We start from the raw sequence: 25,118 nt of genomic DNA, 5'->3' as shown, positions 1-25,118 counted from the left end.
CCCCCTAGGGTCCGCGCCCCGCGCCGGGGAACCTGCGCGGAATCTCCGCGCAACCGGGACGGCGGGATAAGCGTCCACTCTAGAGCGGTGCACGCTGCCCGGGGTGGACCGGATCCGCCGGGGCCGACCGACACACGGGAGAGAGCATGATCGGCGGTACGAGGTCCCCCAAGGTGAGCGTGGTGGTGCCCACGCACGACAGCGGGCCGCACATCGAGAAGCTGGTGGCCTCGCTGCTGCGCCAGTCACTGCCTGCGGCGGAGTTCGAGGCGGTCTTCGTCGACGACGGCTCGACCGACGGCACCCCCGCCCGGCTGGCGGAACTCGCCGCCGCGCACCCGCACTTCCGGGTGTTGCGGATCGAGAACTCGGGCTGGCCGTCCCGGCCGCGCAACCTCGGTGTGGCGCATGCCCGGGGCGAGTACGTGCTGTTCGCCGACGACGACGACTGGCTCGGCGACGAGGCGCTCGAACGGCTGCACGACTGCGCGCGGACGCACGACGCCGACGTGGTGGTCGGCCGGATGGCCGGGCACGGGCGCAGCGTGCCGCGCGAGCTGTTCCGGCGTAACCGGTTCGACGCCACGCTGGCCAACTCGCCGCTGATCGACAGCCTCACCTGCCACAAGATGTTCCGCCGCGCCTTCCTCGACGAGCACGGGCTGCGGTTCCCGGAGGGGCCGCTGCGGCGCCTGGAGGACCACCGGATGGTGGTCCGGTCGTACTTCCTGTCGAGGCGGACGTGCGTGCTGTCGGACTACACCTGCTACCACCACGCCCGCCGCGGCGACGCCGGGAACGTCACGGCCACCCGGCTGGACCCCGCGGAGTACTACGCCAGCCTGCGAGAGGCGCTCGACATCGTCGACGCGCACACCGAGCCGGGGCCGCTGCGCGACCGGCTGCACCGGCGATGGCTGCGCAACGAGATGCTCAACCGGGTACGCGGCCGGCGGATGCTCGACGCCCCCGAGGAGTGGCTCGCGCAGGTCGTCCGGGAGATCCAGGGGGTGATCCGGGAGCGCTTCGCGCCCGGGGTCGCCGCCGGCCTGCCCCCGCTGCAACGGGTGCTGGCGCACCTCGCCGAGCAGGGCCGGGTCGCGGACCTGCGCCGGCTGGCCGAGTGGGAGACGGGCGTCCGCGCCGCCGGCACCGTCGACCGCCACGAGGTGGCCGGTACGGCGCTGACGGTCACCGTCTCCGCCCGGCTGGAATCCGCCGGCCGCCCCGTCACCTTCGCCGCGGACGGCGACCGGGACCTGCTGGTGCTGCCCGTCGACGACCTCGACCCGGTGCTGCGGGACATGACGGCCGCGCTGGGCCGGAGCAGGCTGGACGTCGTCGCCCGGCGCCGGGAGACGAGCGAGGAGGTCCTCCTGCCGGTCACCTCCGACACCCGCTGGGTGCCCGGCCCCGCCGGCGAGCGGCACCTCGTGCACCATGCCGTCGCCACGGTCGACGGCGCCGCCCTCGACGCGGGCACCTGGTCGCTGAAGGCCCGGGTCACCTGCGCCGGGTGGACCGAGGACACCCGGCTGCCGCTGGTGCTGCGCCCGGCCGGCGACGGCGCCGCCCCGGCCGTGGAGGACGAGCGGGCGCTCTGGACCCGGTTGCGCCGGGCCGTCCGGCGCCGGATCGGACGGCGTTGACCCGGAACGCCGGCGGTGACCCGCCCACCACCGAGAGCCGCCTTCCGGCCCGCCGGGCGCGGCGCGGCGTGGAGTGGCGCTCTCGACCGATCGCCGACAGGCTGAGAAACTGTGTGCCGGTCAGCGGGTTGGGGGATGGATGAGCAACGGCTGGGTGGTGCCCGACGAGGTGCTCCGGGACGCGCCGGCGTACACGCCGCGCCCCGGCGAGCTCGCCGACCTGGAGCTGCTGCTGACCGGGGCGTACGCCCCGCTGACCGGCTTCATGACCCGCGCCGACCTGGTCTCGGTGAGCCGCCGGGGCCGGCTCGCCGACGGCGCCCCGTGGCCGGTGCCGGTGACGCTCCAGGTGCCGGCGGCGCTCGCCCAGGGCCTGGACCCGCGCGACGAGGCGCGCCGCACCCTGGTGCTGACCGACGGCGAGGGCGCGCCGGTCGCGGCGCTGGAGGTCGCCGACGCCTGGCAGGTCCGCGACGGGGTGGCGGGCGTCGGGGGCACGGTGCGCCGGCTCGGCGACGGCGGTCACGGCCCGTTCCAGCGGCTGCGCCGCACCCCCGAGGAGGTACGCGCGCTGCTGCCGCCCGGCCGGGTGCTCGGGGTGGTCGCCGACCGCCCGCTGCACCGGCCGCAGCTCGCCCAGATCGCCCACGCCGCCCGCACTCTCGGCGCCCACCTGCTGGTGATGATCCCCGTCGGCGAGGACGGCGTCGGTGGGCTGCCCCCGGAGGCGCTGGTGCGCGGCATCTTCGCCGCCCGGGACCGGATGCCGCCGGCCACGCTGGTCGCCGTGCCGCTCAGCCGGCGCCGCGACGAGATCAGCGACGCCCTGCTGCGGGCCCGGGTGTCGGCGGCGTACGGGGTGACGCACCTGCTCTCCACCGGTGAGATGCTCTCCGGCGCGGGCCTGCGGGTGCTGGTGCCGCGCGAGCTGGCCTACGACAACCGCGACGGGCAGTGGCGCTGGCGGGAGGACATCCCGCCGCGCAACCGGCGCCTGGCCCTGACGCAGGCGGAGATCGACGATCTGCTGGACCGGGGCTTCCCGCTGCCCGAGTGGCACACCCCTCCGGCGGTGGCGAGGGAGCTGGCCCGGGCCCGTCCGCCCCGACGGCACCGGGGCCTGGTGGTCTTCCTGACGGGGCTCTCCGGCTCCGGCAAGTCGACGATCGCGCGCGGCCTCGCCGACGCGCTGCGCGAGCAGGGCGACCGGACGATCACGCTGCTCGACGGCGACGTGGTGCGCCGGGAGCTCTCCGCCGGCCTGGGCTTCGGCAAGGCCGACCGCGACCTCAACGTGCGGCGGATCGGCTGGGTGGCCGCCGAGATCGCCCGGCACCGCGGCGTCGGCATCTGCTGCCCGATCGCCCCGTACGCCCAGGCGCGCGCGACCGCCCGGGAGATGGCCCTGGCCGCCGGGGCCGGTTTCCTGCTGGTGCACGTCGCGACCCCGCTGGAGGTCTGCGAGCAGCGCGACCGCAAGGGCCTGTACGCCCGGGCCCGGGCGGGCCTGCTCACCGGGATGACCGGCATCGACGACCCCTACGAGGAGCCGACCGACGCGGACCTGGTCGTCGACACCAGCGACCTGACGGTCGACGAGGCGGTCCAGGCCGTCCTGCACCATCTGACCGAGACGGGCTGGGTGGAACCCCGGCTCCAGTCCATCTGATCCGGCCCCCGTTCCCTTCCGTGGGTCGCCCCTCCGCGCTAATGTTCGTCTTTGTTCGAACACGTTTGACCGCGTGAGGGCGCGCGGGGAGCGCGGAGGTGCGACGGATGCTGGCTCAGCAGCGCCAGGCGGCCATCCTGGACCGGGTACGCGCCACGGGTGGGGTGCGGGTCACCGACCTGGCCGCCGAGTTCGGCGTCTCCGACATGACCATCCGGCGCGACCTGGAGGCACTGCACGAGCGTGGCCTGCTGGCCAAGGTGCACGGCGGCGCCACGGTCGCCAGCCCCGGCTCGACCGACGAGCCGGGGTTCCGGGCCAAGTCGGTGCGGCAGTTGGCGGAGAAGGCGGCCATCGCGGGGCGGGCCGCGGAACTGGTCCGGCCGGGCGCGGCGATCGCCCTGTCCGCCGGCACCACCACCGCCGAGCTGGCCCGCCGGCTGGTCGACGTGCCGGGCCTGACCGTGGTCACCAACTCGCTGCCGGTGGCCGAGATCCTGCACGTCGGGGGCCGCCCGGACCAGACCGTGGTGCTCACCGGCGGGGTGCGTACGCCGTCCGACGCCCTGGTCGGGCCGCTGGCCGTCGGCGCGATCCGGTCGCTGCACCTGGACCTGCTCTTCCTCGGCGTGCACGGGATCAGCGAGCGGGCCGGGTTCACCACGCCCAACCTGATGGAGGCGGAGACCAACCGGGCGCTGGTGGCCGCCGCCGACCGGCTGGTGGTGCTCGCCGACCACACCAAGTGGGGCACGGTCGGCATCTCCGCCATCGTCGAGCTCTCCGCCGCCCACGTGCTGGTCACCGACGACCGGATGCCTCCCGAGGCGCGGCGGTCGCTCGACGAGCGGGTGGGCGAACTGGTGGTCGTGCCGGCGGCGGACGGGGCGCGGGCGGCCACGCCGGCGGCGACGGGGGCCACGCGATGAAGCGCACCGCGATCGAGCTGGCCGACGGCCGCGAACTGATCTACTTCGACGAGCGGGACGACGCCGTCCGCGACCAGCCGGACCGACGCGAGCTGCCCCCGCCGCCGCCCGCGTCGCAGCTGCGCCACGACCCGCTGACCAACGAGTGGGTGGCGGTCGCCGTGCACCGGCAGACCCGCACCTTCCTCCCGCCGGCCGACCAGTGCCCGCTCTGCCCCACCACCGCCGACCGGCTCAGCGAGATCCCCGCCCCCGACTACGACGTCGCCGTCTTCGAGAACCGGTTCCCCTCGATGAGCGGCCGGGTGGCCGACGAGCCGGCCGAGATCACGGCGTTCACCCCGGTCCGGCCCGGCCGGGGCCGTTGCGAGGTGGTCTGCTTCACCGACGACCACAACGCCTCCTTCGCCGGCCTGCCGCCGCGCCGGGTGCGTACCGTGCTGGACGCGCTCGCCGACCGGACCGCCGCGCTGAGCGAGCTGCCCGGCGTGGAGCAGGTCTTCCCGTTCGAGAACCGGGGCGTGGAGATCGGGGTGACGCTGCACCACCCGCACGGCCAGATCTACGCGTACCCCTTCGTGACGCCGCGCACCCGGGCGATGCTGGCCGCCGCCCGCCGGCACGCCGACCGCACCGGCGGACGCAACCTCTACGCCGACGTGCTCGCCGCCGAACGGGCCGCGGGCGACCGGGTGGTCGCCGCCAACGCACACTGGACGGCGTACGTCCCGGCGGCCGCGCGCTGGCCGTTCGAGGTGCACGTGGCCCCGCACCGGCCGGTGCCGGACATCCCGGCGCTCGACGACGCCGAGCGGGACGCCTTCGGCCCGCTCTACCTGGACGTGCTGCGCCGCTTCGACGGGCTGTTCGACCTGCCGATGCCCTACATCGCCGCCTGGCACCAGGCCCCGGTACGCGCCGACCGCGAGCTGGGCCACCTGCACCTGCAGCTGTTCAGCATCCGGCGGGCCCGGGACAAGCTGAAGTACCTGGCCGGCTCGGAGTCCGGCATGGGCGTCTTCATCAACGACATCGCCCCGGAACGCGCCGCCGAACTCCTGCGCGCCGGGTGAGGCAAAGGCGCCTCGGTTGACGCCCACGCTGGAGGGAGGGGCCCTTCACCACCTCCGGCGGGCACCATCAGGGCGGCACTCGGAGGCCGGCCGGCGGAGGTGGCAGACAGGGCGCGGGGGGCCCGGGACAGGGCCCCCCGCAGGGAAGGGACGGCTGGCTGTGCGCGACAGCCGGGAAGGCTGGCTGATCGGCACGCTTGCCGCGAGGCGACCGCGGTCAACCTTCCTGGACGCGACTGGCATCTCGTCCACCCTGGTCAACGAGGCGCGCCGAAGTAGGTGACGCCGGCGGCGTGTCACCCCCCGACACGCCGTCGGCCCCGAATGCCCAGGGCCCTGGATGTCGCTGGCCACGACGTCGTTCGCAGCGGAACTCGGCGGCGAGCGGGGGCTCGGTGTGGCCCGGACAGGCCGTCACCACCGTCGTCGTACGGTTGCCTTCCGGCCGGTCACCAGGCTCGCCGCCGGAACGTCGTCGGCCACGACCGCGCCGGCGGCGACCACGGCGTCACGGCCGATGCTGACGCCGGGAAGGATCGTGGCACCGGCGCCGATCCACACGTTCTCCGCCACATCGATGGGCCCGCCGCTCAGCCACCCCCGTCGCTCCTCAGGGTCGACCGGATGACCGACGGTGATGAACGTGGCCCTTGGTCCGACCATCACGCGCTCGCCGAGCCGGATGCCGGCGTAGTCCAGGAACGTGCAGTTCTGGTTGATGAACACGCGCTCCGCGAGGTCCAGGTGGAGGCCGTGGTCCGTGTAGAAGGGCGGATAGATCGTGACTCTCCTCGGCAGCGGCCTGCCGAGGATCTGTTCGAACAGTGCCGCCCTGCCCGCTTCGTCGTCGAAGGGCAGGACGTTCAGGCGGGAGGTGAGTTCGGTGACCCGCAGGACCCTCTCGGCCATGGCCTGGAACTCGGCGCCGTGGATGCGCATGAGAGGGTCGCTGGACATACCAGGGTCCTTTCTGATGTACCGGTGACCGGACGGGACTCACCGGGCGCCGGTGGCGGCGGCTGCTGCCAGCAGCCGATCGGGTCACCTCTGTCGGGGCCGGGACCGACGAGCATCTGCGCGGGGGTCGTCGACCCGGAGGGTCACCACGTCGAGGTTGATCTCGGGATGCGACCGCCAGTAGTCGTGCAGAACGACGGCCTGCGCGCTCCGCAGGCCGAGTACGTCGATCCGAAGGGCCCGGAAGCCCGGCCTGACCGCGGTGATGGCGCGCTCGACACCCGCGACGACGCTCCGCGCGTGGGGGAGAAACGCCCGACCGTCGAGCGTCGGCTCGACCCCTCGGGCGGTACGTGTCAACAGCCGGACTTCCAGCTCGCGCTCCAGGGCGGCGATCCGCTTGGAGACTGCCTGCTGCGTCACGCCCAGTTCCTCGGCCGCACGCTGCAACTGTCCGAGCTCGGCCGCCCGGACGAACGATCGCAACGCCTCGGTGTCCACCGGTCCACCCTAGGGGCGCACAACTGATCGTTGTGGCTCGCCGTGGGCCGGTTGTTCGACCAGGCTCCGGCGTGACTGGCCCACGACGAGAGGCGGGGGTCGGGGAGGCGGGGAAGCGACAGGCGGAGCGGGCGCGGGAGGAAGGACAGGAGCCCGCCGGCGGGTGCCGACGGGCTCCTGTGTGACACGGCGGCAGCACCAAACGGTGCCGCCAAGGGGGCGCCTGGCGGATCAGGCGGAGAGCTTGCGCGCCAGGTTCTCGTCCAGGGCGTTCATGAACTCGTCGGTGGTCAGCCACGGGGCGTCCCGCGAGATGAGCAGCGCGAGGTCCTTGGTCATCTGGCCGCCCTCGACGGTGTCGATGATGACCTGCTCCAGGGTGTTGGCGAACTCGGTGACCGCCGGGGTGCCGTCCAGCTTGCCCCGGTGGGCCAGGCCCCGGGTCCAGGCGTAGATGGAGGCGATCGGGTTGGTCGAGGTCTTCTCGCCCTTCTGGTACTGCCGGTAGTGCCGGGTGACGGTGCCGTGCGCGGCCTCGGCCTCGACCGTACGGCCATCCGGGGTCATCAGCACCGACGTCATCAGGCCCAGCGAGCCGAAGCCCTGCGCGACGGTGTCGGACTGCACGTCACCGTCGTAGTTCTTGCAGGCCCAGACGAAGCCGCCCTCCCACTTCAGCGCGGCGGCGACCATGTCGTCGATCAGCCGGTGCTCGTAGCTGATGCCGGCGGCCTCGAACTCGGCCTTGAACTCGTTCTCGAACACCTCGGCGAAGATGTCCTTGAACCGGCCGTCGTACGCCTTGAGGATGGTGTTCTTCGTCGACAGGTAGACCGGGTAACCGCGGTCCAGGCCGTAGCGCATCGAGGCGCGGGCGAAGTCCCGGATCGACTCGTCGAAGTTGTACATGCCCATGGCGACGCCGCCGCCGGGGAAGTTGGCGACCTCCATCTCCACCGGCGCGGAGCCGTCGGTCGGGGTGTAGGTGATGGTCACCGTGCCCGGGCCGGGGACGACGAAGTCGGTGGCCTTGTACTGGTCGCCGTGGGCGTGCCGGCCGATGATGATCGGCTTGGTCCAGCCGGGGACCAGCCGCGGCACGTTGGACATGATGATCGGCTCGCGGAAGACGACGCCGCCGAGGATGTTGCGGATGGTGCCGTTCGGCGACCGCCACATCTTCTTCAGGCCGAACTCCTCGACCCGGGCCTCGTCGGGGGTGATGGTCGCGCACTTGACGCCGACGCCGTGCTGCTTGATGGCGTTGGCGGCGTCCACGGTGACCTGGTCGTCGGTCTCGTCGCGGTACTGAATCGACAGGTCGTAGTAGTGCAGGTCGACGTCGAGGTAGGGCAGGATCAGCTGCTCCCGGATCTGCTTCCAGATGATCCGGGTCATCTCGTCGCCGTCGAGCTCCACGACCGGGTTGTTTACCTTGATCTTCGCCATCGGCCGGCGCTCCTCTCGGGGGACTCGTGCTCAAGCAGTACGAGCGTACTGGAAACCGGCCGGCAGTCCCCAGCCGGCCTCGGTCGGCCGCAAACGGGTAGCACGGCACGGGACCGCGCTGGCACCATCGCCCGATGCCACCGCGCCGCACCCTCGGGTCTATCACGGTCACCGCGCTCACCGACGGCGAGGGGCCGTTCTTCCAGCCCCGCGCCGAGGCGTTCCCGGACGCCACGCCGGAACACTGGCGCGCGGCCGACCGGCGGGACCCGGCCACGGTGACCGCCGACGGGCGGTGGTGGCTGCCGTTCCGCAGCTTCGCGATCCGCGCCGGGGACGGCCCGGTGACCCTGGTCGACGCCGGGATCGGCCCGGCCGACGCCCCCGCGTCGAGTTGGGCGCCGGTGCCCGGGCGGCTGCCGGCCGAGCTCGCCGCCGCCGGCATCGACCCGTCCGACGTGCGCACGGTGGTGCTCACCCACCTGCACACCGACCACGTCGGCTGGGCGGTCACGGGCACGCCGGGCACGCCGTACTTGCCGAACGCCGACTACGTGCTCCAACGGGCCGAGCTGGCCGCCGTGGAGAGCATCAACCCGGGGCTGCCGGCCGGGCTGGTCGCGCCGTTGCGCGCCGCCGGCCAGCTCCGGGTGGTCGACGGCGAGGTGCGGCTCGATCCGACGGTACGACTGCTGCCGACGCCGGGGCACACGCCCGGGCACCAGTCGGTGCTGCTGGAGGTCGGCGACGAGCGGCTGCTGGTCACCGGCGACCTGCTGGTGCACGCCGTGCAACTGGTCGCCCCGGAGCTGGCGTACGCCCACGAGGAGGACGCCGCGGCGGCCCGCGCGTCGCGGATGGCGCTGCTGCGCGACCTGGCCGCGCGCGGCCCCGCGGTGCTCGCCACCCCGCACCTCGGCGAGGCGTTCGTGGCGTTGTAGGGGCGCGACGACGAGGGGGGTCCCCCGGGGGCCCGCGGGGCCCCCCCGCCGGTGTCGGTTCTCATGTTTGGGTGGTGGGCCTGCTTGGCGCGGACGGCCTCGGCGGCCTCCTTCAGGCTGGCCAGCTCGTCGGCGTCCAGGTCGGTCTCGACGACCCGCTTGACGCCCTCGGCCCCGATCTCCGCCTCGACGCCCAGGTAGACGCCGGAGATGCCGTACTCGCCGTCGACCCAGGCGCAGACCGGCATGACCTCGCCGGAGTCCTCCGCGACGGCCTTGGCCATCCGGGCGGCGGCGGCGGACGGGGCGTAGTACGCCGAGCCGGTCTTGAGCAGCGCGACCACCTCGGCGCCGCCGTTGCGGGTCTTGACGACCAGCTCCTCGATCTGCTCGGCCGGCATCGCGTCGCGCAGCGGCTTGCCGTTCACCGTGCTCTTCGACGGCACCGGCACCATCGTGTCGCCGTGCGAGCCGAGGGTCAGGGTCTTCACCGACTTCACCGGTACGCTCAGCGCCTCGGCGACGAAGTTGGTGAACCGGGCGGTGTCCAGCATGCCGGCCTGGCCGAGCACCCGGTTCTTCGGGAACTGGGTGGCGAGCTGGGCCAGCGCGGTCATCTCGTCCAGCGGGTTGGACACGACGATGACGACGGCGTTCGGGGCGTACTTGGCGACGTTCTCGGAGACCTGGCGGACGATCTTCGCGTTCGTCTCCAGCAGGTCCATCCGGCTCATGCCCGGCTTGCGCGGCAGGCCGGCGGTGATCACCACGACGTCCGAGCCCTCGATCGCCTCGTAGCCCTCGCCGTTCGGGCCCGTGGTCACGCCGACGACCTTGGTCTCGAAGCCCTCGACCGCGCGCGACTGGTTGAGGTCCAGGGCGAGACCCGCGGGCTTGCCCTCCACGATGTCGGTGATCACGACGGTGTCGAAGACGTCGTACTCGGCCAGGCGCTGCGCGGTGGTGGAGCCGTAGAAGCCGGCCCCGACGACAGTGACCTTCTTACCCATGGTCGTCCCACTCCCTGCTACCAGTCGGTTTTCCGGACCGTATCAGTCATCCTGGCACCGATCCGGTCAGGGGCGGACGGTTATGACCGCGATGGGCGATGCAAGCGGGGCCACGGCACACACCGAGGTGTCCGGAAGGACCTTCCTCCACCCGGGACGTCGGGAGGGTGCCCTGCCCGCGCCTCAGTCGCGTTCGGCGCGCTCGACGACGTTGGTCAGCAGCATCGCGCGGGTCATCGGGCCGACGCCGCCCGGCATCGGCACCAGCTTGCCGGCCACCTCGGCCGTCTCCGGGGCGACGTCGCCGGTGTAGCGGCCCTTGCCGTCCGGGCCGATCACCCGGGTGATGCCCACGTCGACCACCACCGCGCCCGGCGTGACCATGTCGGCGGTGAGCAGGCCCGGCACCCCGGCGGCCACGATGACGATGTCGGCGGCGCGGGTGTGCGCGGCGAGGTCGAGGGTGCCGGTGTGGCACAGCGTCACGGTGGCGTTCTCGCTGCGCCGGGTCAGCAGCAGGCCGAGCGGGCGGCCGACCGTGTTGCCCCGGCCGACCACGGCGACCTTCGCCCCGCGCAGCGCCACGTCGTGCCGGCGGAGCAGCTCGACGATGCCGCGCGGGGTGCAGGGCAGCGGGCCCTCGTAGCCGAGGACGAGCCGGCCGAGGTTGACCGGGTGCAGGCCGTCGGCGTCCTTGTCGGGGTCGATCAGCTCCAGCACCCGCTGGGTGTCGAGGTGACCCGGCAGCGGCAGCTGGACGATGTAGCCGTGGCAGGCCGGGTCGGCGTTGAGCTCGGCGAGCACCGCGTCGACCTGCTCCTGGGTGGCGTCGGCCGGCAGCTCCCGGCGGATCGAGGCGATGCCCACCTCGGCGCAGTCGCGGTGCTTGCCGTTGACGTACGCCTGGGACCCGGGGTCGGCGCCGACCAGGACGGTGCCCAGCCCGGGGGTGATGCCGCGTTCCGCCAGTGCCTTGACCCGCGTCCGCAGCTCGTCCTTGATCTCGGCCGCGGTCGCCTTGCCGTCCAGAAGCGTCGCCGTCACGCCCAGATCGTCTCACGGTCGACGCCCGGTGATCCGACGACCTGCGTCAGCCAGCCGTCCCATCACGAAGAGTGACGTGCATTTCATCACTGTGAGTTAACACGTATGGGTTCGGTCACAGCCGGATCCGGACGACGCGCCCGCAGCGGGGACGGTGCCGGACGGCAGGGACGGGGCGGCGCGGGAGGGTCGAGAGGCGGCGGCGACGGCCACGCCCCCTCACGACGACCCGCAGGTGAGGCGGCATTTGTCGACCCGACGGCTATAGCAGGAGAGCTTGGTCGCCGCAAGCCCCCCGGACCGGCCCCGTTATCGCTTCGCAACGCGCTCGTTGCCGAACGCCAACCCGCGACCTACCGTTGCCCAACGTTGCGCAGCGTAAACCCAGCGCCGGGCCTGACTGCGCAGCGTGAGGAGACGAGGAGGCTACATGCGCGTGCGCAGGCTCGCTACCTGGACCGCCCTCCCGCTCGCGGTGACCCTGGGCCTGGTGGCCTGCGGCTCGGGCGGCGACGGCGGATCCGGCGAGAGCAACCCCGACGCGGCCGTGCGAATCGAGATCGCCGAGCCGCAGCACCTGGTGCCGACCAACACCAACGAGACGAGCGGCTCCCAGGTGCTCAGCGCCCTGTTCAGCCCGCTGGTCGACTACGACGAGGCCAACAAGCCGTACGAGGTGGCGGCCGAGTCGGTGACGTCCGAGGACAACACGACCTGGACGGTCAAGCTCAAGGACGGCTACACCTTCCACAACGGCGAGAAGGTCACCGCCGACAACTACCTCGACGCCTGGAACTACGGCGCCTACGCGCCGAACGGGCAGAACTCGAGCTACTTCTTCGAGAAGATCGCCGGCTACGAGGACCTGCAGGGCGAGACGCCGAAGGCCAAGACGCTGACCGGCCTGAAGAAGGTCGACGACCTGACCTTCACCGTCACGCTCTCCGAGCCGTACAGCGAGTTCAAGACCATGCTCGGCTACACCGCCTTCTACCCGATGCCGAAGGCCGCGTTCTCCGCGCCCGGCGTGCTGGCCGAGGGGTACGAGCAGGCGCCGGTGGGCCAGGGCCCGTTCAAGATGAAGGGGACCTGGCAGCACGACGCCAAGGTCGAGGTCGAGAAGTACGACGCCTTCCCCGGCGAGAAGCCGAAGGTGGCCGGCGTCGAGTTCCGGATCTACCAGCAGCCGACCGCCGCGTACGCGGACGTGCTGTCGGACAACCTGGACGTCATCAAGACCATCCCGACCGAGAACCTGTCGACGGCCGGCACCGACCTCGGTGACCGGTTCAAGCAGAGCCCGGCCTCGTCGCTCCAGGTGCTGGCGTTCCCGACGTTCCAGAAGGAATTCAGCAACCCGGACGTGCGCAAGGCCATCTCGATGGCGATCGACCGGGACGAGATCACCAAGTCGATCTTCAAGGACTCGCAGCAGCCCGCCCGCTCGTTCGTCTCGCCGGTCGTCGCGGGCTACCGCGACAACACCATCGGCGAGGCCGGCGAGTTCGACCCGGCCAAGGCCAAGGCGCTGTACCAGGCCGCGGGCGGCCCGGCGAAGATCGAGCTGTCCTACAACGGCGACGGCGGCCACAAGGACTGGATCGACGCGACCTGCAACCAGCTCAAGGCCAACCTGGGCGTGGACTGCGTGGGCAACGCCGAGCCGAAGTTCGCGGACCTGCTGACCAAGCTCAAGGCCAAGCAGCCGGTCGGCCTGTTCCGGATGGGCTGGGTCATGGACTACCCGTCCATGGAGAACTACCTGGGCCCGCTGTACAGCAGCAACGGCTCGTCGAACTACTACGGCTACAGCAACCCGGCGTTCGACAAGCTGCTCGCCGAGGGCGCCAGCGCCGCGAACGAGGACGAGGCGGTCAAGAAGTACCAGGCGGCGGAGGACCTGCTGGCCAAGGACCTGCCGGTCATCCCGCTGCGGTACGGCCAGAACAACTTCGGCCACTCGACCAAGGTCAAGAACGTGGAGATGGACCTCTTCGACCGGATCGACCTGCTGAAGATCGAGGCCGTCAAGTAACAGCGCGGCACGACGGGTCGGGTCACCGGCGGACGGCGGCCCGACCCGCCATCCTCTTCACCCTTTTTCAGAGAGACTGCCAAGTATGTTCCGCTTCATCCTGAGGCGTCTGCTCCAGATGGTCCTCGCGTTCTTCGGAACCACGCTGATCGTCTACGCGCTGATGTTCGCCGGCCAGGGCGACCCCATCCAGGCGCTGGCCGGGGAGCGCCCGGTCACGGCCGCGCAGCGGGCATACCTGACGGAGAAGTTCCACCTCGACCAGACCGGGGTCGGCGGCTTCTTCTACCGCTACTTCGACTACATCAAGAACCTCCTGCAGGGCGACCTCGGGCAGTCGTTGACCGGGCGCTCGATCGGCGACATCCTCGCCGCCGCCTGGCCCGTCACGGTCAAGCTGGCGCTGATCGCCATGGCCGTCACCATCGTCTTCGGGGTCACCGCGGGCGTCCTTGCCGGCATCCGGCGGGCCAGCATCTTCGACAACTCGACGCTGCTGCTGACCCTGCTGGTGCTCGGCATCCCCACGATCGTGCTCGCCCCCCTCGCCCAGTACCTCCTCGGCGTCAAGTGGCAGCTCTTCCCGCCCACCGCCGGCGCCGACCCCGACCTGTACGCGCTGCTGCTGCCCGGCATCGTGCTCGGCTCCCTCTCGCTGGCCACCGCGCTGCGGCTGACCCGGACCTCGGTGGCGGAGAACCTGCGCGCCGACTACGTCCGGACCGCCCGCTCCAAGGGACTGGCCAAGCGGCGCATCGTCAGCGTCCACGTGCTGCGCAACTCGCTCATCCCGGTGGTCACCTTCCTCGGCGTCGAGCTGGGCAACCTGATGAGCGGCGCGATCATCACCGAGGGCGTGTTCAACATCCCCGGTGTCGGCTTCAACCTCTTCCGCGGCATCCGCACCGAGGACGGTCCACTGGTGGTGGGCATCGTCAGCGTGCTCGTCGTGGTCTACCTCGTCTCCAACCTGGTGGTGGACGTCCTGTACGCCGTACTCGACCCGAGGATCCGCTATGAGTGACTTCGAGACTGTCGCCGCTTCGGAGAACCAGGCCGCGCGGCGGGGGCCGTCGGGCGAGCCGGGCGCGCCGGGTCAGGCGGGCGTACCGCAGAAGCCGCGCAGCCTGGCCGGCGACGCCTGGCGCGACCTGCGCCGCAACCCGATCTTCTGGGTCAGCCTCGCCCTGGTGGTGCTGGTCGCCGCCATGGCCGCCGTCCCCGGCCTGTTCACCACGAACGACCCCCGCGACTGCGTGTTGGCCCGCCAGCACGCCGGCCCGTCCGGCGGGGCGATCTTCGGGTACGACTTCCAGGGCTGCGACACGTACTCCCGGGCGGTGTACGGCGCCCGCGCGTCGCTGCTGGTCGGTGCCCTCTCCGCGCTGCTCACCGGCCTGATCGCGCTCGTCGTCGGGATGGTCGCCGGCTACTTCGGCCGCTGGGTCGACGCGGTGCTCTCCCGGGTGATCGACATCGTGCTCGGCATCCCGCTGCTGCTCGCCGCGATCGTGCTGCTGAAGCGGGTGAACAGCGACAGCTCCGCGGTCCGGATCGGCGCGGTGATCTTCGTGCTGGCGATCCTCGGCTGGACCACCGCCGCCCGCGTCGTCCGCTCCTCGGTGATCACCGCGAAGGAGCAGGACTACGTGGCGGCGGCCCGGATGCTCGGCGCCGGCGACGGCCGGATCATGCTGCGGCACATCCTGCCGAACGCGCTCGCCCCGGCGATCGTGGTGCTGACCATCGCGCTCGGCTCGTTCATCGCCGCCGAGGCGACGCTCTCCTTCCTCGGCATCGGCCTGAAGGCGCCGACGATCTCGTGGGGCATCGACATCGACGCCGGCCGGGTGCACATGCGCGAGTCGGCCACCCCGCTGGTCGTCCCCTCGACGTTCCTCGCGCTGACCGTGCTGGCGTTCATCATGCTCGGCGACGCGATCCGCGACGCGTTCGACCCGAAGCTGCGGTGACGGATGCGAACGAGCGCAGCGAGCCCCGCAGTCGCGGGCGAAAGGCAGGCACCCGTGCGAGCGCGAGGAGTGAGCGCAGCGAGCCCCGCAGTCGCGGGCGAAAGGCAGGAACCGTGAACCAGTCCGCCGTCCGGCCGACGCCGGCCTCCCCGACGCCCGAGGGCGGGCACCTGTTGGACGTACGGGACCTGCACGTCGAGTTCCGCACCGGCGAGGGCGTGGCCAAGGTGATCAACGGGGTCTCGTACCACCTCGACCCCGGCGAGACGCTCGCCGTGCTCGGCGAGTCCGGCTCCGGCAAGTCGGTCACCGCGCAGGCGATCATGGGCATCCTCGACACTCCCCCGGCGCTGATCCGCTCCGGTCAGATCCTCTACCAGGGTCGGGACCTGCTGAAGCTGTCGGAGGAGCAGCGCCGGCAGGTGCGGGGCAAGGAGATCGCGATGATCTTCCAGGACGCCCTCTCCGCGCTGAACCCCGTCTTCCCGGTGGGCTGGCAGATCGGCGAGACGCTGCGCCAGCGCGAGGGCATGTCCAAGGCGGACGCCCGCCGGCGCGCCGTCGAGCTGATGGACCTGGTGAAGATCCCGGCTGCCGCCAACCGGCTCGGGGACTACCCGCACCAGTTCTCCGGCGGCATGCGCCAGCGCGTCATGATCGCGATGGCGCTGGCCATGAACCCGAAGGTGCTGATCGCCGACGAGCCGACCACGGCGCTGGACGTCACCGTGCAGGCCCAGATCATGGACCTGCTGGCCGACCTGCGCCGCGATCTCGACATGGCGATGATCCTGATCACCCACGACCTCGGCGTGGTCGCCGGCGTCGCGGACCGGATCGCCGTCATGTACGCCGGCCGGATCGTCGAGCACGCCGACGTCCGCTCGCTGTACCGGGCGCCGGCCCACCCGTACACGAAGGGGCTGCTGGAGTCGATTCCGCGGATGGACGTGCGGGGTCAGCAGCTCTCCACCATCAAGGGGCTGCCGCCCAACCTGATGCGGATCCCGTCCGGCTGCCCCTTCCACCCCCGGTGCCCGTACGTGCAGCAGGTCTGCGTGGACGTGGTGCCGCACGACCTGGTCCTCGGCGACGGCCGGACCAGCGCGTGCCACTTCGCGCAGGAGGTCCGTGATGACAGCGCCCGCTAGCCCGACCAAGGTCCGGGGCGAGACGATCCTCGGCGTCGACAACCTCGTCAAGCACTTCCCGATCCGTCAGGGCGTGCTGTTCCAGAAGCAGGTCGGCGCGGTCAAGGCCGTCGACGGGGTCAGCTTCGAGCTGCGCCGCGGCGAGACCCTCGGGGTGGTCGGCGAGTCCGGCTGCGGCAAGTCCACCCTGGCCCGGCTGCTGATGCGGCTGGAGACGCCGACCGCGGGCCGGGCCACCCTGGAGGGCCGGGACCTGTTCAGGGCCTCCGGCGCCGAGCTGCGCCGGCTGCGGCGCAACATGCAGATGGTCATGCAGGACCCGTACACCTCGCTGAATCCACGGATGACGGTCGGCGACATCATCGGCGAGCCGTTCGAGATCCACCCGGACGCGGCGCCGAAGGGCAGCCGGCGGCAGCGGGTGCAGGAACTGCTCGACGTGGTCGGCCTCAACCCGGAGCACGTCAACCGGTACCCGCACCAGTTCTCCGGCGGTCAGCGGCAGCGCATCGGCATCGCCCGGGCGCTCGCCCTGCGGCCCGAGATCATCGTCTGCGACGAGCCCGTCTCCGCGCTCGACGTGTCGATCCAGGCGCAGGTGATCAACCTGCTGGAGCAGCTGCAGGACGAGTTCGGCCTGTCGTACATCTTCATCGCCCACGACCTGTCGGTGGTCCGGCACATCTCCGACCGGGTCGCGGTGATGTACCTCGGGAAGATCGTGGAGATCGGCACCGAGGACGAGATCTACGAGCGGGCCACCCACCCGTACACCCAGGCGCTGCTGTCGGCGGTGCCGGTGCCGGACCCGGACGCCCGCGACCAGCGCACCATGATCCGGCTCACCGGGGACGTGCCGAGCCCGGCCGACCCGCCGAGCGGCTGCCACTTCCGCACCCGCTGCTGGAAGGCCCAGGAGGTCTGCGCCCGCGAGGAGCCGCACACGGTGCTCCGCGCCGCGGACCCGCACCCCTCGGCGTGCCACTTCGCCGAACTCCGCCCCACCCCCTGACCCACCTCGCCCGCACCCGCACCCGCACCCGCACCCGCACCCGCGATCTTGCACTTTGTGCCCGCGAATCGCGTGCTTCGTCCCGTATGCCGGGGCACAAAGTGCAAGATCGCCGGGGAGCGAGAGGCGAGAGAGGTAGGGCGCTGGGGGTGGTCAGTGGAAGAAGTGGCGGGTGGCGGTGAAGTACATGGTGACGCCGGCCTGCTTGGCGGCGGCGATCACCTCCTCGTCGCGGATCGAGCCGCCCGGCTGGACGATCGCGCGGACGCCCGCGTCGATGAGGATCTTCGGACCGTCGGCGAACGGGAAGAACGCGTCGGAGGCGCAGACCGCGCCGCGGGCGCGTTCCGCCCCGGCCCGGCTGACCGCGAGCTGCGCCGAGTCGACCCGGTTGACCTGGCCCATCCCGACGCCGACGGTCGCCCCGTCCTTCGCCAGCAGGATCGCGTTGCTCTTCACCGCGCGCACCGCCCGCCAGGCGAAGGCCAGGTCACGCAGGGTCGCCTCGTCGGCCGCCTCGCCCGCGGCCAGCCGCCAGTTGGCCGGGTCGTCGCCGTCGGCGTCGATCCGGTCCGCCATCTGCACCAGCACACCCCCGGTGACCTGCCGCCACTCGGCCGGCAGCGGGTCGAAGGCCGGCGCGCGCAGCAGCCGGATGTTCTTCTTGCCCTGGAGCACCTCCACGGCGCCCTCGTCGAAACCGGGCGCCACCAGCACCTCGGTGAAGATCTCCGAGACCTGCCGGGCCAGCTCGACCGAGACCGGCCGGTTGACCGCGATCACCCCGCCGTACGCGGACACCGGGTCGCAGGCGTGCGCCTTGCGGTGCGCGTCGGCCACGTCGGCGCCGACGGCGATGCCGCACGGGTTGGCGTGCTTGATGATCGCCACCGCCGGCTGGTCGGCGAAGTCGTTGGCCGCCCGCCACGCGGCGTCCGCGTCGACGTAGTTGTTGTAGGACATCTCCTTGCCGTGCAGCTGCTCCGCCTGGGCGAGCCCGGCGGGGCTGGACGGGTCGACGTAGAGGGCCGCCGCCTGGTGCGGGTTCTCGCCGTAGCGCAGCACCGCCGAGCGGCGCAGCGACAGCCCGGCGAAGCCCGGCCAGCCGTCCTGCTCGGGCGCCAGCACGGCGGCGCACCACTCGGCCACCGCCACGTCGTACTCGGCGATGACCGCGAACGCCTGGGCGGCCAGCACGCGGCGCTGGGCCAGGGTGAAGCCACCCGCGTCGAGCGCGGCGAGCAGGGCCGGGTACGCGGCCGGATCGGTCACCACGGCGACCGAGGCGTGGTTCTTGGCGGCCGCCCGGACCATCGCCGGCCCGCCGATGTCGATCTGCTCGACGCACTCCTCGACGCCCGCGCCGGAGGCGACCGTGGCCTGGAACGGGTAGAGGTTGGAGACCAGCAGGTCGATCCCCGCGATGCCGTGCTCGTCGAGCTGGGCGGCGTGCGAGTCCTTGCGCAGGTCGGCGAGGAGCCCGCCGTGCACCTTCGGGTGCAGCGTCTTGACCCGGCCGTCGAGGATCTCCGGGAAGCCGGTCACCGCCTCCACCGGGGTCACCGGCACTCCCGCTTCGGCGATGGTCGAGGCCGTGCTGCCGGTCGAGACGATCTCCACCCCGGCCGCGTGCAGCGCCCGGGCCAGCTCGACCAGGCCGGTCTTGTCGTAGACGCTGACCAGCGCCCGCCTGATCGGGCGGCGTTCGTCCTGAGTGGAACTCACGGAACCGTGACCTTTCTTCCGGTGATCGTCCAACCTTCGCGGACCAGGCGGCCCACCTGCTCGACGAGCTGGTGCCGCTCGGCGTCCTTGATGCGCTCGGTGAGCGTCTCCACGTCGTCGTCGTCGCGCACCGGCACGGCGACCTGCGCGACGATCGGGCCGGTGTCCATGCCGGCGTCGACGAAGAACAACGTCGCCCCGGTGACCTTCACGCCGTAGGCGAGGGCGTCGCGCGGACCGTGGATGCCGGGGAACGCCGGCAGCAGCGTGTTGTGCGTGTTCAGGTAGCGGTCGCCGAAGGCGGCCAGGAAGCGCGGGCCGACCAGCTTGAGGAAACCGGCGGAGATGACCAGGTCGGGCCGGTGCTCGGCGACGCGGGCGGTCAACGCGACGTCCCAGTCCTCGCGGGTGGGGTGGTCGGCGACCCGCTCGACGAACGTCGGCACACCCGCGGCGGCGGCCCGGTCCAGCCCGGCGATGCCGTCGCGGTCGGCCCCGACGGCGACCACCCGGGCTCCGTACGCCGGATCGGCACAGGCGTCGAGCAGGGCCTGGAGGTTGGAGCCGGAGCCGGAGACGAGGACGACGATGCGGGCGGCGGACGCGGGCTCGGTCACCTGACCAGCCTATCGGGCAGGCCGACGGTTCCATCCGCTGGGCAGCGCGACATTCACCGACGACGTGATTGGGCAGAACCGGGTACGCTGCCGGTCGCTCGGGACCGGCGCACGTCCGGCCCGCACCCGTCAGTGATCCGGCACCCCAGAGGTGCCGAGTGGAATGAGGAGTACGCCGAGATGCAGCCCGGATACCAGCCGCAGCAGCAACCGCCGGTCAACAACAACATGGCGATGTCGATCGTCGCCATCTTCCTCTTCTGGCCGCTGGCCATCCCGGCCATCATCAACGCCTCGAAGGTGAACACCCTGCTGCAGCAGGGCGACTACGCCGGGGCCCAGGCCGCGGCGGCCGAGTCGAAGAAGTGGTCCAAGTGGGCGCTGATCGTCGGCATCAGCTGGTACGTGATCGTTCTGGTGTGCTGCCTGCTCGGTGGCCTCGCCGGACTGGCTGGCGGCAGCAGCTCGGCCAGCACCTACTGACAGAACTGCGAGGAGTTCGCATGCAGCCCGGTTACCCCGGTCAGGATCCCTACGGTCAGCAGCCGCACCAGGACCCGACCGCGCCGCACCACGACCCGTACGCCCCGCCGCCGGCGGCGCCGTACGGTCAGCAGCCCATTTCCGGGCAGCCGAACGACCCGTACGCCGCACCGCAGAACCCCTACGGCCAGCCGCCGACCTCCGGCCAGCCCTACGGCCAGCCGCCGACCTCGGGCCAGCCGTACGGGCAGCCGCCGACCTCGGGCCAGCCCTACGGGCAGCCGCCGACCTCGGGCCAGCCCTACGGGCAGCCGCCGACCTCCGGCCAGCCGTACGGGCAGCCGTACCAGGATCCGTACGCCCAGCAGGCGTACCCGCCGCCGCCCATGTACCCGAACGCCGGGTTCGCCGGCAAGGGGCCGGGGCAGCAGCAGAACACCCTCGGCCTGGTGTCGATGATCCTCGGCATCGCGTCGATCCCGCTGGTCTGCTGCTACCTCGGCATCCCGCTGGGCATCGCCGCCGCGGTGACCGGCTGGATGGGCAAGCAGAAGGCCGCCCAGGGCCTGGCCGACAACCAGGGTCAGGCCCTCGCCGGCCTGATCTGCGGCGCCATCGGCACCGTGCTGGGCCTGCTCCAGATCGCCCTGCTGATCTTCGGGGTCACCTACCAGCCCTGACCGGCACGGCACGAAAGGGGCGCCCCGGCTCGTCCGGGGCGCCCCTTCGGCGTACCGGCGGGCCTCAGCGGGCGCGGGGCGGGTCGGCGGGGCGGGAGAGCGCCCGGGTCACGGCGGCGCCCAGCAGCGCGCCCACCGCGATGACCGCGGTCGCCACGCCGGCCACGTGCCAGGCGACGGGTCCCACCTCGGCCAGCCGGCCGCCGCCCAGCGATCCGGCGGAGGCCGCCGCGGCGGCGCCCAGCAGCACACCGGCCACCGGCCCGGCGAGCGCCGCCGGCCCGAGCAGCGGGCCCCAGCGCAGCGGCGTCCGGTCGTCGGCGGCGAGCCGGAGCAGCCGGCGGGCCAGCAGCCAGCCCGCCGCCATCCCGGCGAGGACCGGCACCGCGAGCAGGGCCGCCCCGATGCCGTCGACCGGGCCGCGCGGCAGCCCCGCCAGCAGCGGGACGGCTGGCAGCGCGCCGAGGGACACCTCGCTGGTGCGGACCGCCGTGTCCGTGCCGACGGCGAAACCCGGCCCGAGCAGGTAGCTGACCGACCAGATGGTGGCGTTGGGCGCGTAGGCGAGGCTGACCAGGGTGATCCCGGCCTGCCCGGCGACCCCGGTGCGATAGGCCCCGATGAGGTCGGCGGCGTCACCGCCCCCGGTGGCCACGGCGAGCCCCGCCGCCCCGCCGCCCGCGGCGAGCAGCAGCAGCCCGGCGACCAGCCCGGTGCGGATCCCGTCCCGCAGCGGCTCCGGGGACCGCGCGGCCAGCAGGCCGGCGACGCGGGTCGTCCGGGCCGAGCCGACCAGGGCGGCGAGCGTGCCCAGCACCGCGAGGGTGACCCCGGCGCGGACCGGTGACGCCTCAGGGCCGCCCGCGCCGGCCAGCACCGCCGCGAGCACGCCGATCAGCGCGTACGCGATGCCGACCGCGCCGGCCGCGACGAGCGCCTGCCGGGGCGACCCCCCACCGCGCGCGCCGATCGCCCGGCTGGCGTGCACGCCGGCCCGGGTCAGTCGCCAGACCACCAACGCGGTCAGCGCCAGCGGGGCCAGCCCGAGCGGGCCGGCGCCGGTGTCGAGCGGGACGCCGTGCCCGAGCAGCCAGCCGGCCAGCCCGGCGCGGAGCGCGCCCGGCACGGAGGCGGCGTCCTCGCTGAGCTGGAACAACCAGAGCACGACCACCACCGGCAGCCACGAGGTGAGCGCCGCCCAGCCGGCGGCGACCGCCGCGGCGACGGCCAGCGGGGCGCGGTTACGAGGGGGCTCGCCGCTCCGCGGCGCGGGCACCCGCCGGCCGCGCCCGCCGGGCGTGGCCGGCCGGGCGTCGGTGCCGGCCTCGACGCCGGGGCGGCTCGGCTGATCAGGGGTGACGGAGGACATCGGGTCTACTCTGGCATGCCGCGCGCGCGGTGGCAGTCCGATACCGCCCCCGAGCGGCGGCGAGTTCCGTGATCCACCGTCTCCCGCCCCCGATCCGGTCTAGCCTCGGCCCAGGGACGCGACCGAAGTCGCGGCACCGACGTCCGGAGGGAAGCCGTGAACGCTCCGTACCCGCCGCCCCCGCCGCCACCGCCCGCGGCCGGCCAGGACCGCACCACGCTGTGGGGCGTGCTCGGCATCATCCTCGGCCTGCTCTGCTGCGGCATCCTGGGGATCGTCTTCGGCTACCTGTCGATCCGGGACGCCAAGCGCTTCGGCCAGTCGCCGGTGCTCGGCTGGTTGGCGATCGCGTTCGGCGTGCTCAACATCATCGGCAGCGGCATCCTCTGGGCCGGCGGCAACTACCCGCTCTACAACGACTGAGGGCCGACCGCGAACGGTCGGCCCCCTGGTCGTGCACCAGCCTGGATCAGCCGGCGGACATGATCTCCCGCATCAGCCTGGCGGTCTCGGTCGGCGTCTTGCCGACCTTGACGCCGACGGCCTCCAGCGCGCTCTTCTTGGCCTCGGCCGTGCCGGCGGAGCCGGAGATGATCGCGCCGGCGTGCCCCATGGTCTTGCCGGGAGGCGCGGTGAAGCCGGCGATGTAGCCGACCACCGGCTTGGTCACGTTCGCCTTGATGAACTCGGCGGCCCGCTCCTCGGCGTCGCCGCCGATCTCACCGATCATGACGATCGCGTCGGTGTCCGGGTCGGCCTCGAACGCGGCCAGCGCGTCGATGTGGGTGGTGCCGATGATCGGGTCACCGCCGATGCCGACGCAGGTCGAGAAGCCGATGTCGCGCAGCTCGTACATCATCTGGTAGGTCAGCGTGCCGCTCTTGCTGACCAGGCCGATGCGGCCGGTGCCGGTGATGTCGGCCGGGATGATCCCGGCGTTGGAGGCGCCCGGCGAGGCGATGCCCGGGCAGTTCGGCCCGATGATCCGGGTCCGCTCGCCCTTGGCCACGTTGTACGCCCAGAACGCGGCGGTGTCGTGCACCGGCACGCCCTCGGTGATCACCACGGCCAGGTCGATCCCGGCGTCGATCGCCTCGACGACCGCGCCCTTGGTGAACTGCGGCGGCACGAAGATCACGGTCACGTCGGCACCGGTCTGCGCCATCGCGTCCGCGACGCTGGCGAAGACCGGCAGCTCGGTGCCGTCGAAGTCGACGGTCTGGCCCGCCTTGCGCGGGTTGACGCCGCCGACGACGTTGGTGCCCGCGGCGAGCATCCGCCGGGTGTGCTTGGAACCCTCGGAACCGGTCATCCCCTGGACGATGACCTTCGAGTCCTTGGTCAGCCAGATAGCCATTGTCAGACCCCCGCAGCCGCCAGCTCGGCGGCCCGCTCGGCCGCGCCATCCATCGTGTCCACCCGCTGGACCAGCGGGTTGTTCGCGCCGTCGAGGATCGCCCGGCCGGCCTCGGCGTTGTTGCCGTCGAGGCGGACGACCAGCGGCTTGGTGACCTTCTCGCCGCGCTGCTCGAGCAGGGCCAGCGCCTGCACGATGCCGTTGGCGACCTCGTCACAGGCGGTGATGCCGCCGAAGACGTTGACGAAGACGCTCTTCACCGACGGGTCGGACAGGACGATCTCCAGCCCGTTCGCCATCACCGCGGCGCTCGCGCCGCCGCCGATGTCGAGGAAGTTGGCCGGCTTGACGCCGCCGTGCCGCTCGCCGGCGTACGCGACCACGTCGAGGGTCGACATGACCAGGCCCGCACCGTTGCCGATGATGCCGACCTCGCCGTCGAGCTTGACGTAGTTGAGGTCCTTCTCCTTGGCGGCCTGCTCCAGCGGGTCCACCGCGGCCTGGTCGACGAGCGCCTCGTGGTCCGGGTGCCGGAAGCCGGCGTTCTCGTCCAGGGTGACCTTGGCGTCGAGCAGCAGCAGCTTGCCCTCGCCGGTCTTGGCCAGCGGGTTCACCTCGACCAGCGTGGCGTCCTCGGCGACGAAGGCCTTCCACAGGCCCACGGCGACCTCGACGACCTGGTCGGCGACCTCGGCCGGGAAGCCGGCGGCGGCGACGATCTCGCGCGCCTTCGCCTCGTCGACGCCGGTGTTGGCGTCGATCGGGGCCTTGACGACCTTCTCCGGGGTGTCGGCGGCGACCTGCTCGATGTCCATGCCGCCCGCGACGCTGGCGATGCAGAGGAAGGTGCGGTTCGCCCGGTCGAGCAGGTAGGAGAGGTAGTACTCCTCGGCCACGTCCGCGGTCACGGTGATCATGACCTTGTGGACCGTGTGACCCTTGATGTCCATGCCGAGGATGTCGGTGGCCCGGGCCACCGTCTCATCCGCGCCCTCGGCCAGCTTCACACCGCCGGCCTTGCCCCGGCCGCCGACCTTCACCTGCGCCTTGACGACCACCCGACCGCCGAGGCGTTCGGCGATCGCGCGGGCCTCCTCCGGGGTCGTGGCGACGCCGCCGGCGAGCACGGGCAAGCCGTGCCGCTCGAACAGGTCCCGCCCCTGGTACTCGTACAGGTCCACGTTTGCGCGTCCCGTCCCGTCTCCGCGGCGCGCCGTCGCGCCGCCACCAGCGTTATGGAAAACAGTTTGACGCCTGTCATCAGTTGAAACAGGCCATTGGGCGCAGCCTAGCGAGGTGGACACCGGCCGCAACCGAGCGGGTGCGCGGTGTGCGGTAATGCACAACCAGCGGCGTCGCGGGGCCTTTCCGCGACTTCCGGCCCCGACGTCAGCCGTCCGGACGATGTTGTCCGAGCTGCGTAACCCCTCCGCAGGGGCGTCGTTGAGTCAGGTGTCGGAGCGCTGATGCAGCGCGGCGACGGGAGACGGCCGA

General features: G+C 72.4%; 22 protein-coding genes and 1 pseudogene. 13 read left to right on the top strand and 10 right to left on the bottom strand.

The genetic code is table 11. The features are described from left to right. Positions 1-146 precede the first annotated feature (146 nt). The 4 genes from AB0L34_RS02210 (at position 147) to galT (ending at position 5,320) form a co-directional block, all read left to right on the top strand. Positions 147-1,649: a glycosyltransferase family A protein gene (locus AB0L34_RS02210; RefSeq protein WP_363701156.1), complete on the top strand. Its 1,503-nt coding sequence runs from the start codon at positions 147-149 to the stop codon at positions 1,647-1,649. 139 nt (positions 1,650-1,788) lie between these two features. Next, entirely contained in the window at positions 1,789-3,318 is a 1,530-nt protein-coding gene (gene cysC / locus AB0L34_RS02205) for an adenylyl-sulfate kinase (protein WP_357455502.1), read from the top strand. Positions 3,319-3,425: 107 nt separating this feature from the next. Next, positions 3,426-4,247: a DeoR/GlpR family DNA-binding transcription regulator gene (locus AB0L34_RS02200; RefSeq protein WP_363701154.1), complete on the top strand. Its 822-nt coding sequence runs from the start codon at positions 3,426-3,428 to the stop codon at positions 4,245-4,247. Then, positions 4,244-5,320 (top strand): galactose-1-phosphate uridylyltransferase, encoded by a 1,077-nt coding sequence (galT, locus tag AB0L34_RS02195; RefSeq protein WP_363701152.1) that lies wholly within the window; start codon positions 4,244-4,246, stop codon positions 5,318-5,320. Before AB0L34_RS02200 ends, galT begins: the two co-directional genes overlap by 4 nt. Positions 5,321-5,734: 414 nt before the next feature. Here galT and AB0L34_RS02190 read toward each other — a convergent pair whose 3' ends face one another. From AB0L34_RS02190 to AB0L34_RS02180, 3 genes are all read right to left on the bottom strand, one after another. After that, complete coding sequence (locus AB0L34_RS02190) at positions 5,735-6,277, bottom strand: DapH/DapD/GlmU-related protein (protein ID WP_363701150.1); 543 nt, start codon at positions 6,275-6,277, stop codon at positions 5,735-5,737. 84 nt (positions 6,278-6,361) lie between these two features. Further along, on the bottom strand, positions 6,362-6,778 hold the full coding sequence (locus AB0L34_RS02185; RefSeq protein ID WP_363701148.1) for a LysR family transcriptional regulator: 417 nt from the start codon (positions 6,776-6,778) through the stop codon (positions 6,362-6,364). A 231-nt stretch (positions 6,779-7,009) separates the two neighbouring features. Next, positions 7,010-8,227: an NADP-dependent isocitrate dehydrogenase gene (locus AB0L34_RS02180; protein WP_350703963.1), complete on the bottom strand. Its 1,218-nt coding sequence runs from the start codon at positions 8,225-8,227 to the stop codon at positions 7,010-7,012. A gap of 134 nt (positions 8,228-8,361) precedes the next feature. Here AB0L34_RS02180 and AB0L34_RS02175 point away from each other — a divergent pair, with 134 nt between their 5' ends. Next, complete coding sequence (locus AB0L34_RS02175) at positions 8,362-9,168, top strand: MBL fold metallo-hydrolase (protein ID WP_363701146.1); 807 nt, start codon at positions 8,362-8,364, stop codon at positions 9,166-9,168. An 80-nt stretch (positions 9,169-9,248) separates the two neighbouring features. On the opposite strand, the pseudogene mdh reads toward AB0L34_RS02175, so the two are convergent. Both mdh and AB0L34_RS02165 read right to left on the bottom strand, forming a co-directional pair. Beyond that, positions 9,249-10,178: pseudogene (gene mdh / locus AB0L34_RS02170) on the bottom strand (malate dehydrogenase); the annotation flags it as partial. A gap of 183 nt (positions 10,179-10,361) precedes the next feature. Then, positions 10,362-11,222 carry a bifunctional methylenetetrahydrofolate dehydrogenase/methenyltetrahydrofolate cyclohydrolase gene (locus tag AB0L34_RS02165; protein ID WP_350703969.1) on the bottom strand — a complete coding sequence of 287 codons (861 nt, stop codon included), beginning with the start codon at positions 11,220-11,222 and terminating at the stop codon, positions 10,362-10,364. Positions 11,223-11,652: 430 nt separating this feature from the next. On the opposite strand from AB0L34_RS02165, the gene AB0L34_RS02160 reads away from it, so the two are divergent. The 5 genes from AB0L34_RS02160 (at position 11,653) to AB0L34_RS02140 (ending at position 17,393) form a co-directional block, all read left to right on the top strand. After that, complete coding sequence (locus AB0L34_RS02160; protein WP_363701144.1) at positions 11,653-13,257, top strand: ABC transporter substrate-binding protein; 1,605 nt, start codon at positions 11,653-11,655, stop codon at positions 13,255-13,257. A gap of 85 nt (positions 13,258-13,342) precedes the next feature. Beyond that, positions 13,343-14,281: an ABC transporter permease gene (locus AB0L34_RS02155; RefSeq protein WP_350703973.1), complete on the top strand. Its 939-nt coding sequence runs from the start codon at positions 13,343-13,345 to the stop codon at positions 14,279-14,281. Continuing rightward, positions 14,274-15,230, top strand: coding sequence for an ABC transporter permease (locus AB0L34_RS02150; RefSeq protein WP_357455477.1), 957 nt, complete (start codon positions 14,274-14,276; stop codon positions 15,228-15,230). Before AB0L34_RS02155 ends, AB0L34_RS02150 begins: the two co-directional genes overlap by 8 nt. 113 nt (positions 15,231-15,343) lie before the next feature. Next, positions 15,344-16,381: an ABC transporter ATP-binding protein gene (locus AB0L34_RS02145; protein WP_363701141.1), complete on the top strand. Its 1,038-nt coding sequence runs from the start codon at positions 15,344-15,346 to the stop codon at positions 16,379-16,381. After that, entirely contained in the window at positions 16,365-17,393 is a 1,029-nt protein-coding gene (locus AB0L34_RS02140) for a dipeptide ABC transporter ATP-binding protein (RefSeq protein WP_363701139.1), read from the top strand. Before AB0L34_RS02145 ends, AB0L34_RS02140 begins: the two co-directional genes overlap by 17 nt. A gap of 153 nt (positions 17,394-17,546) precedes the next feature. Here AB0L34_RS02140 and purH read toward each other — a convergent pair whose 3' ends face one another. Then, positions 17,547-19,118 (bottom strand): bifunctional phosphoribosylaminoimidazolecarboxamide formyltransferase/IMP cyclohydrolase, encoded by a 1,572-nt coding sequence (gene purH / locus AB0L34_RS02135; protein WP_363701137.1) that lies wholly within the window; start codon positions 19,116-19,118, stop codon positions 17,547-17,549. Continuing rightward, entirely contained in the window at positions 19,115-19,735 is a 621-nt protein-coding gene (gene purN / locus AB0L34_RS02130) for a phosphoribosylglycinamide formyltransferase (protein ID WP_363701135.1), read from the bottom strand. Before purN ends, purH begins: the two co-directional genes overlap by 4 nt. Before the next feature lie 180 nt (positions 19,736-19,915). Between purN and AB0L34_RS02125 the strand changes: the two genes are divergently transcribed. Further along, complete coding sequence (locus AB0L34_RS02125) at positions 19,916-20,218, top strand: CD225/dispanin family protein (RefSeq protein WP_357455463.1); 303 nt, start codon at positions 19,916-19,918, stop codon at positions 20,216-20,218. A gap of 20 nt (positions 20,219-20,238) precedes the next feature. Next, complete coding sequence (locus tag AB0L34_RS02120; protein ID WP_363701133.1) at positions 20,239-20,898, top strand: DUF4190 domain-containing protein; 660 nt, start codon at positions 20,239-20,241, stop codon at positions 20,896-20,898. 64 nt (positions 20,899-20,962) lie between these two features. On the opposite strand, the gene AB0L34_RS02115 is transcribed toward AB0L34_RS02120, so the two are convergent. Continuing rightward, positions 20,963-22,267: a DUF6350 family protein gene (locus AB0L34_RS02115; protein ID WP_363701131.1), complete on the bottom strand. Its 1,305-nt coding sequence runs from the start codon at positions 22,265-22,267 to the stop codon at positions 20,963-20,965. 156 nt (positions 22,268-22,423) lie between these two features. Between AB0L34_RS02115 and AB0L34_RS02110 the strand changes: the two genes are divergently transcribed. Continuing rightward, complete coding sequence (locus tag AB0L34_RS02110) at positions 22,424-22,690, top strand: hypothetical protein (RefSeq protein ID WP_357694308.1); 267 nt, start codon at positions 22,424-22,426, stop codon at positions 22,688-22,690. 46 nt (positions 22,691-22,736) lie between these two features. Here the strand turns inward: AB0L34_RS02110 and sucD are convergent, their stop codons facing one another. Both sucD and sucC read right to left on the bottom strand, forming a co-directional pair. After that, positions 22,737-23,624 carry a succinate--CoA ligase subunit alpha gene (gene sucD, locus AB0L34_RS02105; RefSeq protein WP_363701129.1) on the bottom strand — a complete coding sequence of 296 codons (888 nt, stop codon included), beginning with the start codon at positions 23,622-23,624 and terminating at the stop codon, positions 22,737-22,739. 2 nt (positions 23,625-23,626) lie between these two features. Next, positions 23,627-24,805 carry an ADP-forming succinate--CoA ligase subunit beta gene (sucC, locus tag AB0L34_RS02100; protein ID WP_363701127.1) on the bottom strand — a complete coding sequence of 393 codons (1,179 nt, stop codon included), beginning with the start codon at positions 24,803-24,805 and terminating at the stop codon, positions 23,627-23,629. Positions 24,806-25,118: the final 313 nt, after the last annotated feature.

Origin of the sequence: Micromonospora sp. NPDC052213, from assembly GCF_040679695.1 — a bacterium.
Taxonomy (GTDB): Bacteria; Actinomycetota; Actinomycetes; order Mycobacteriales; family Micromonosporaceae; genus Micromonospora.
This window is presented reverse-complemented; position numbering and strand designations above follow the sequence as displayed.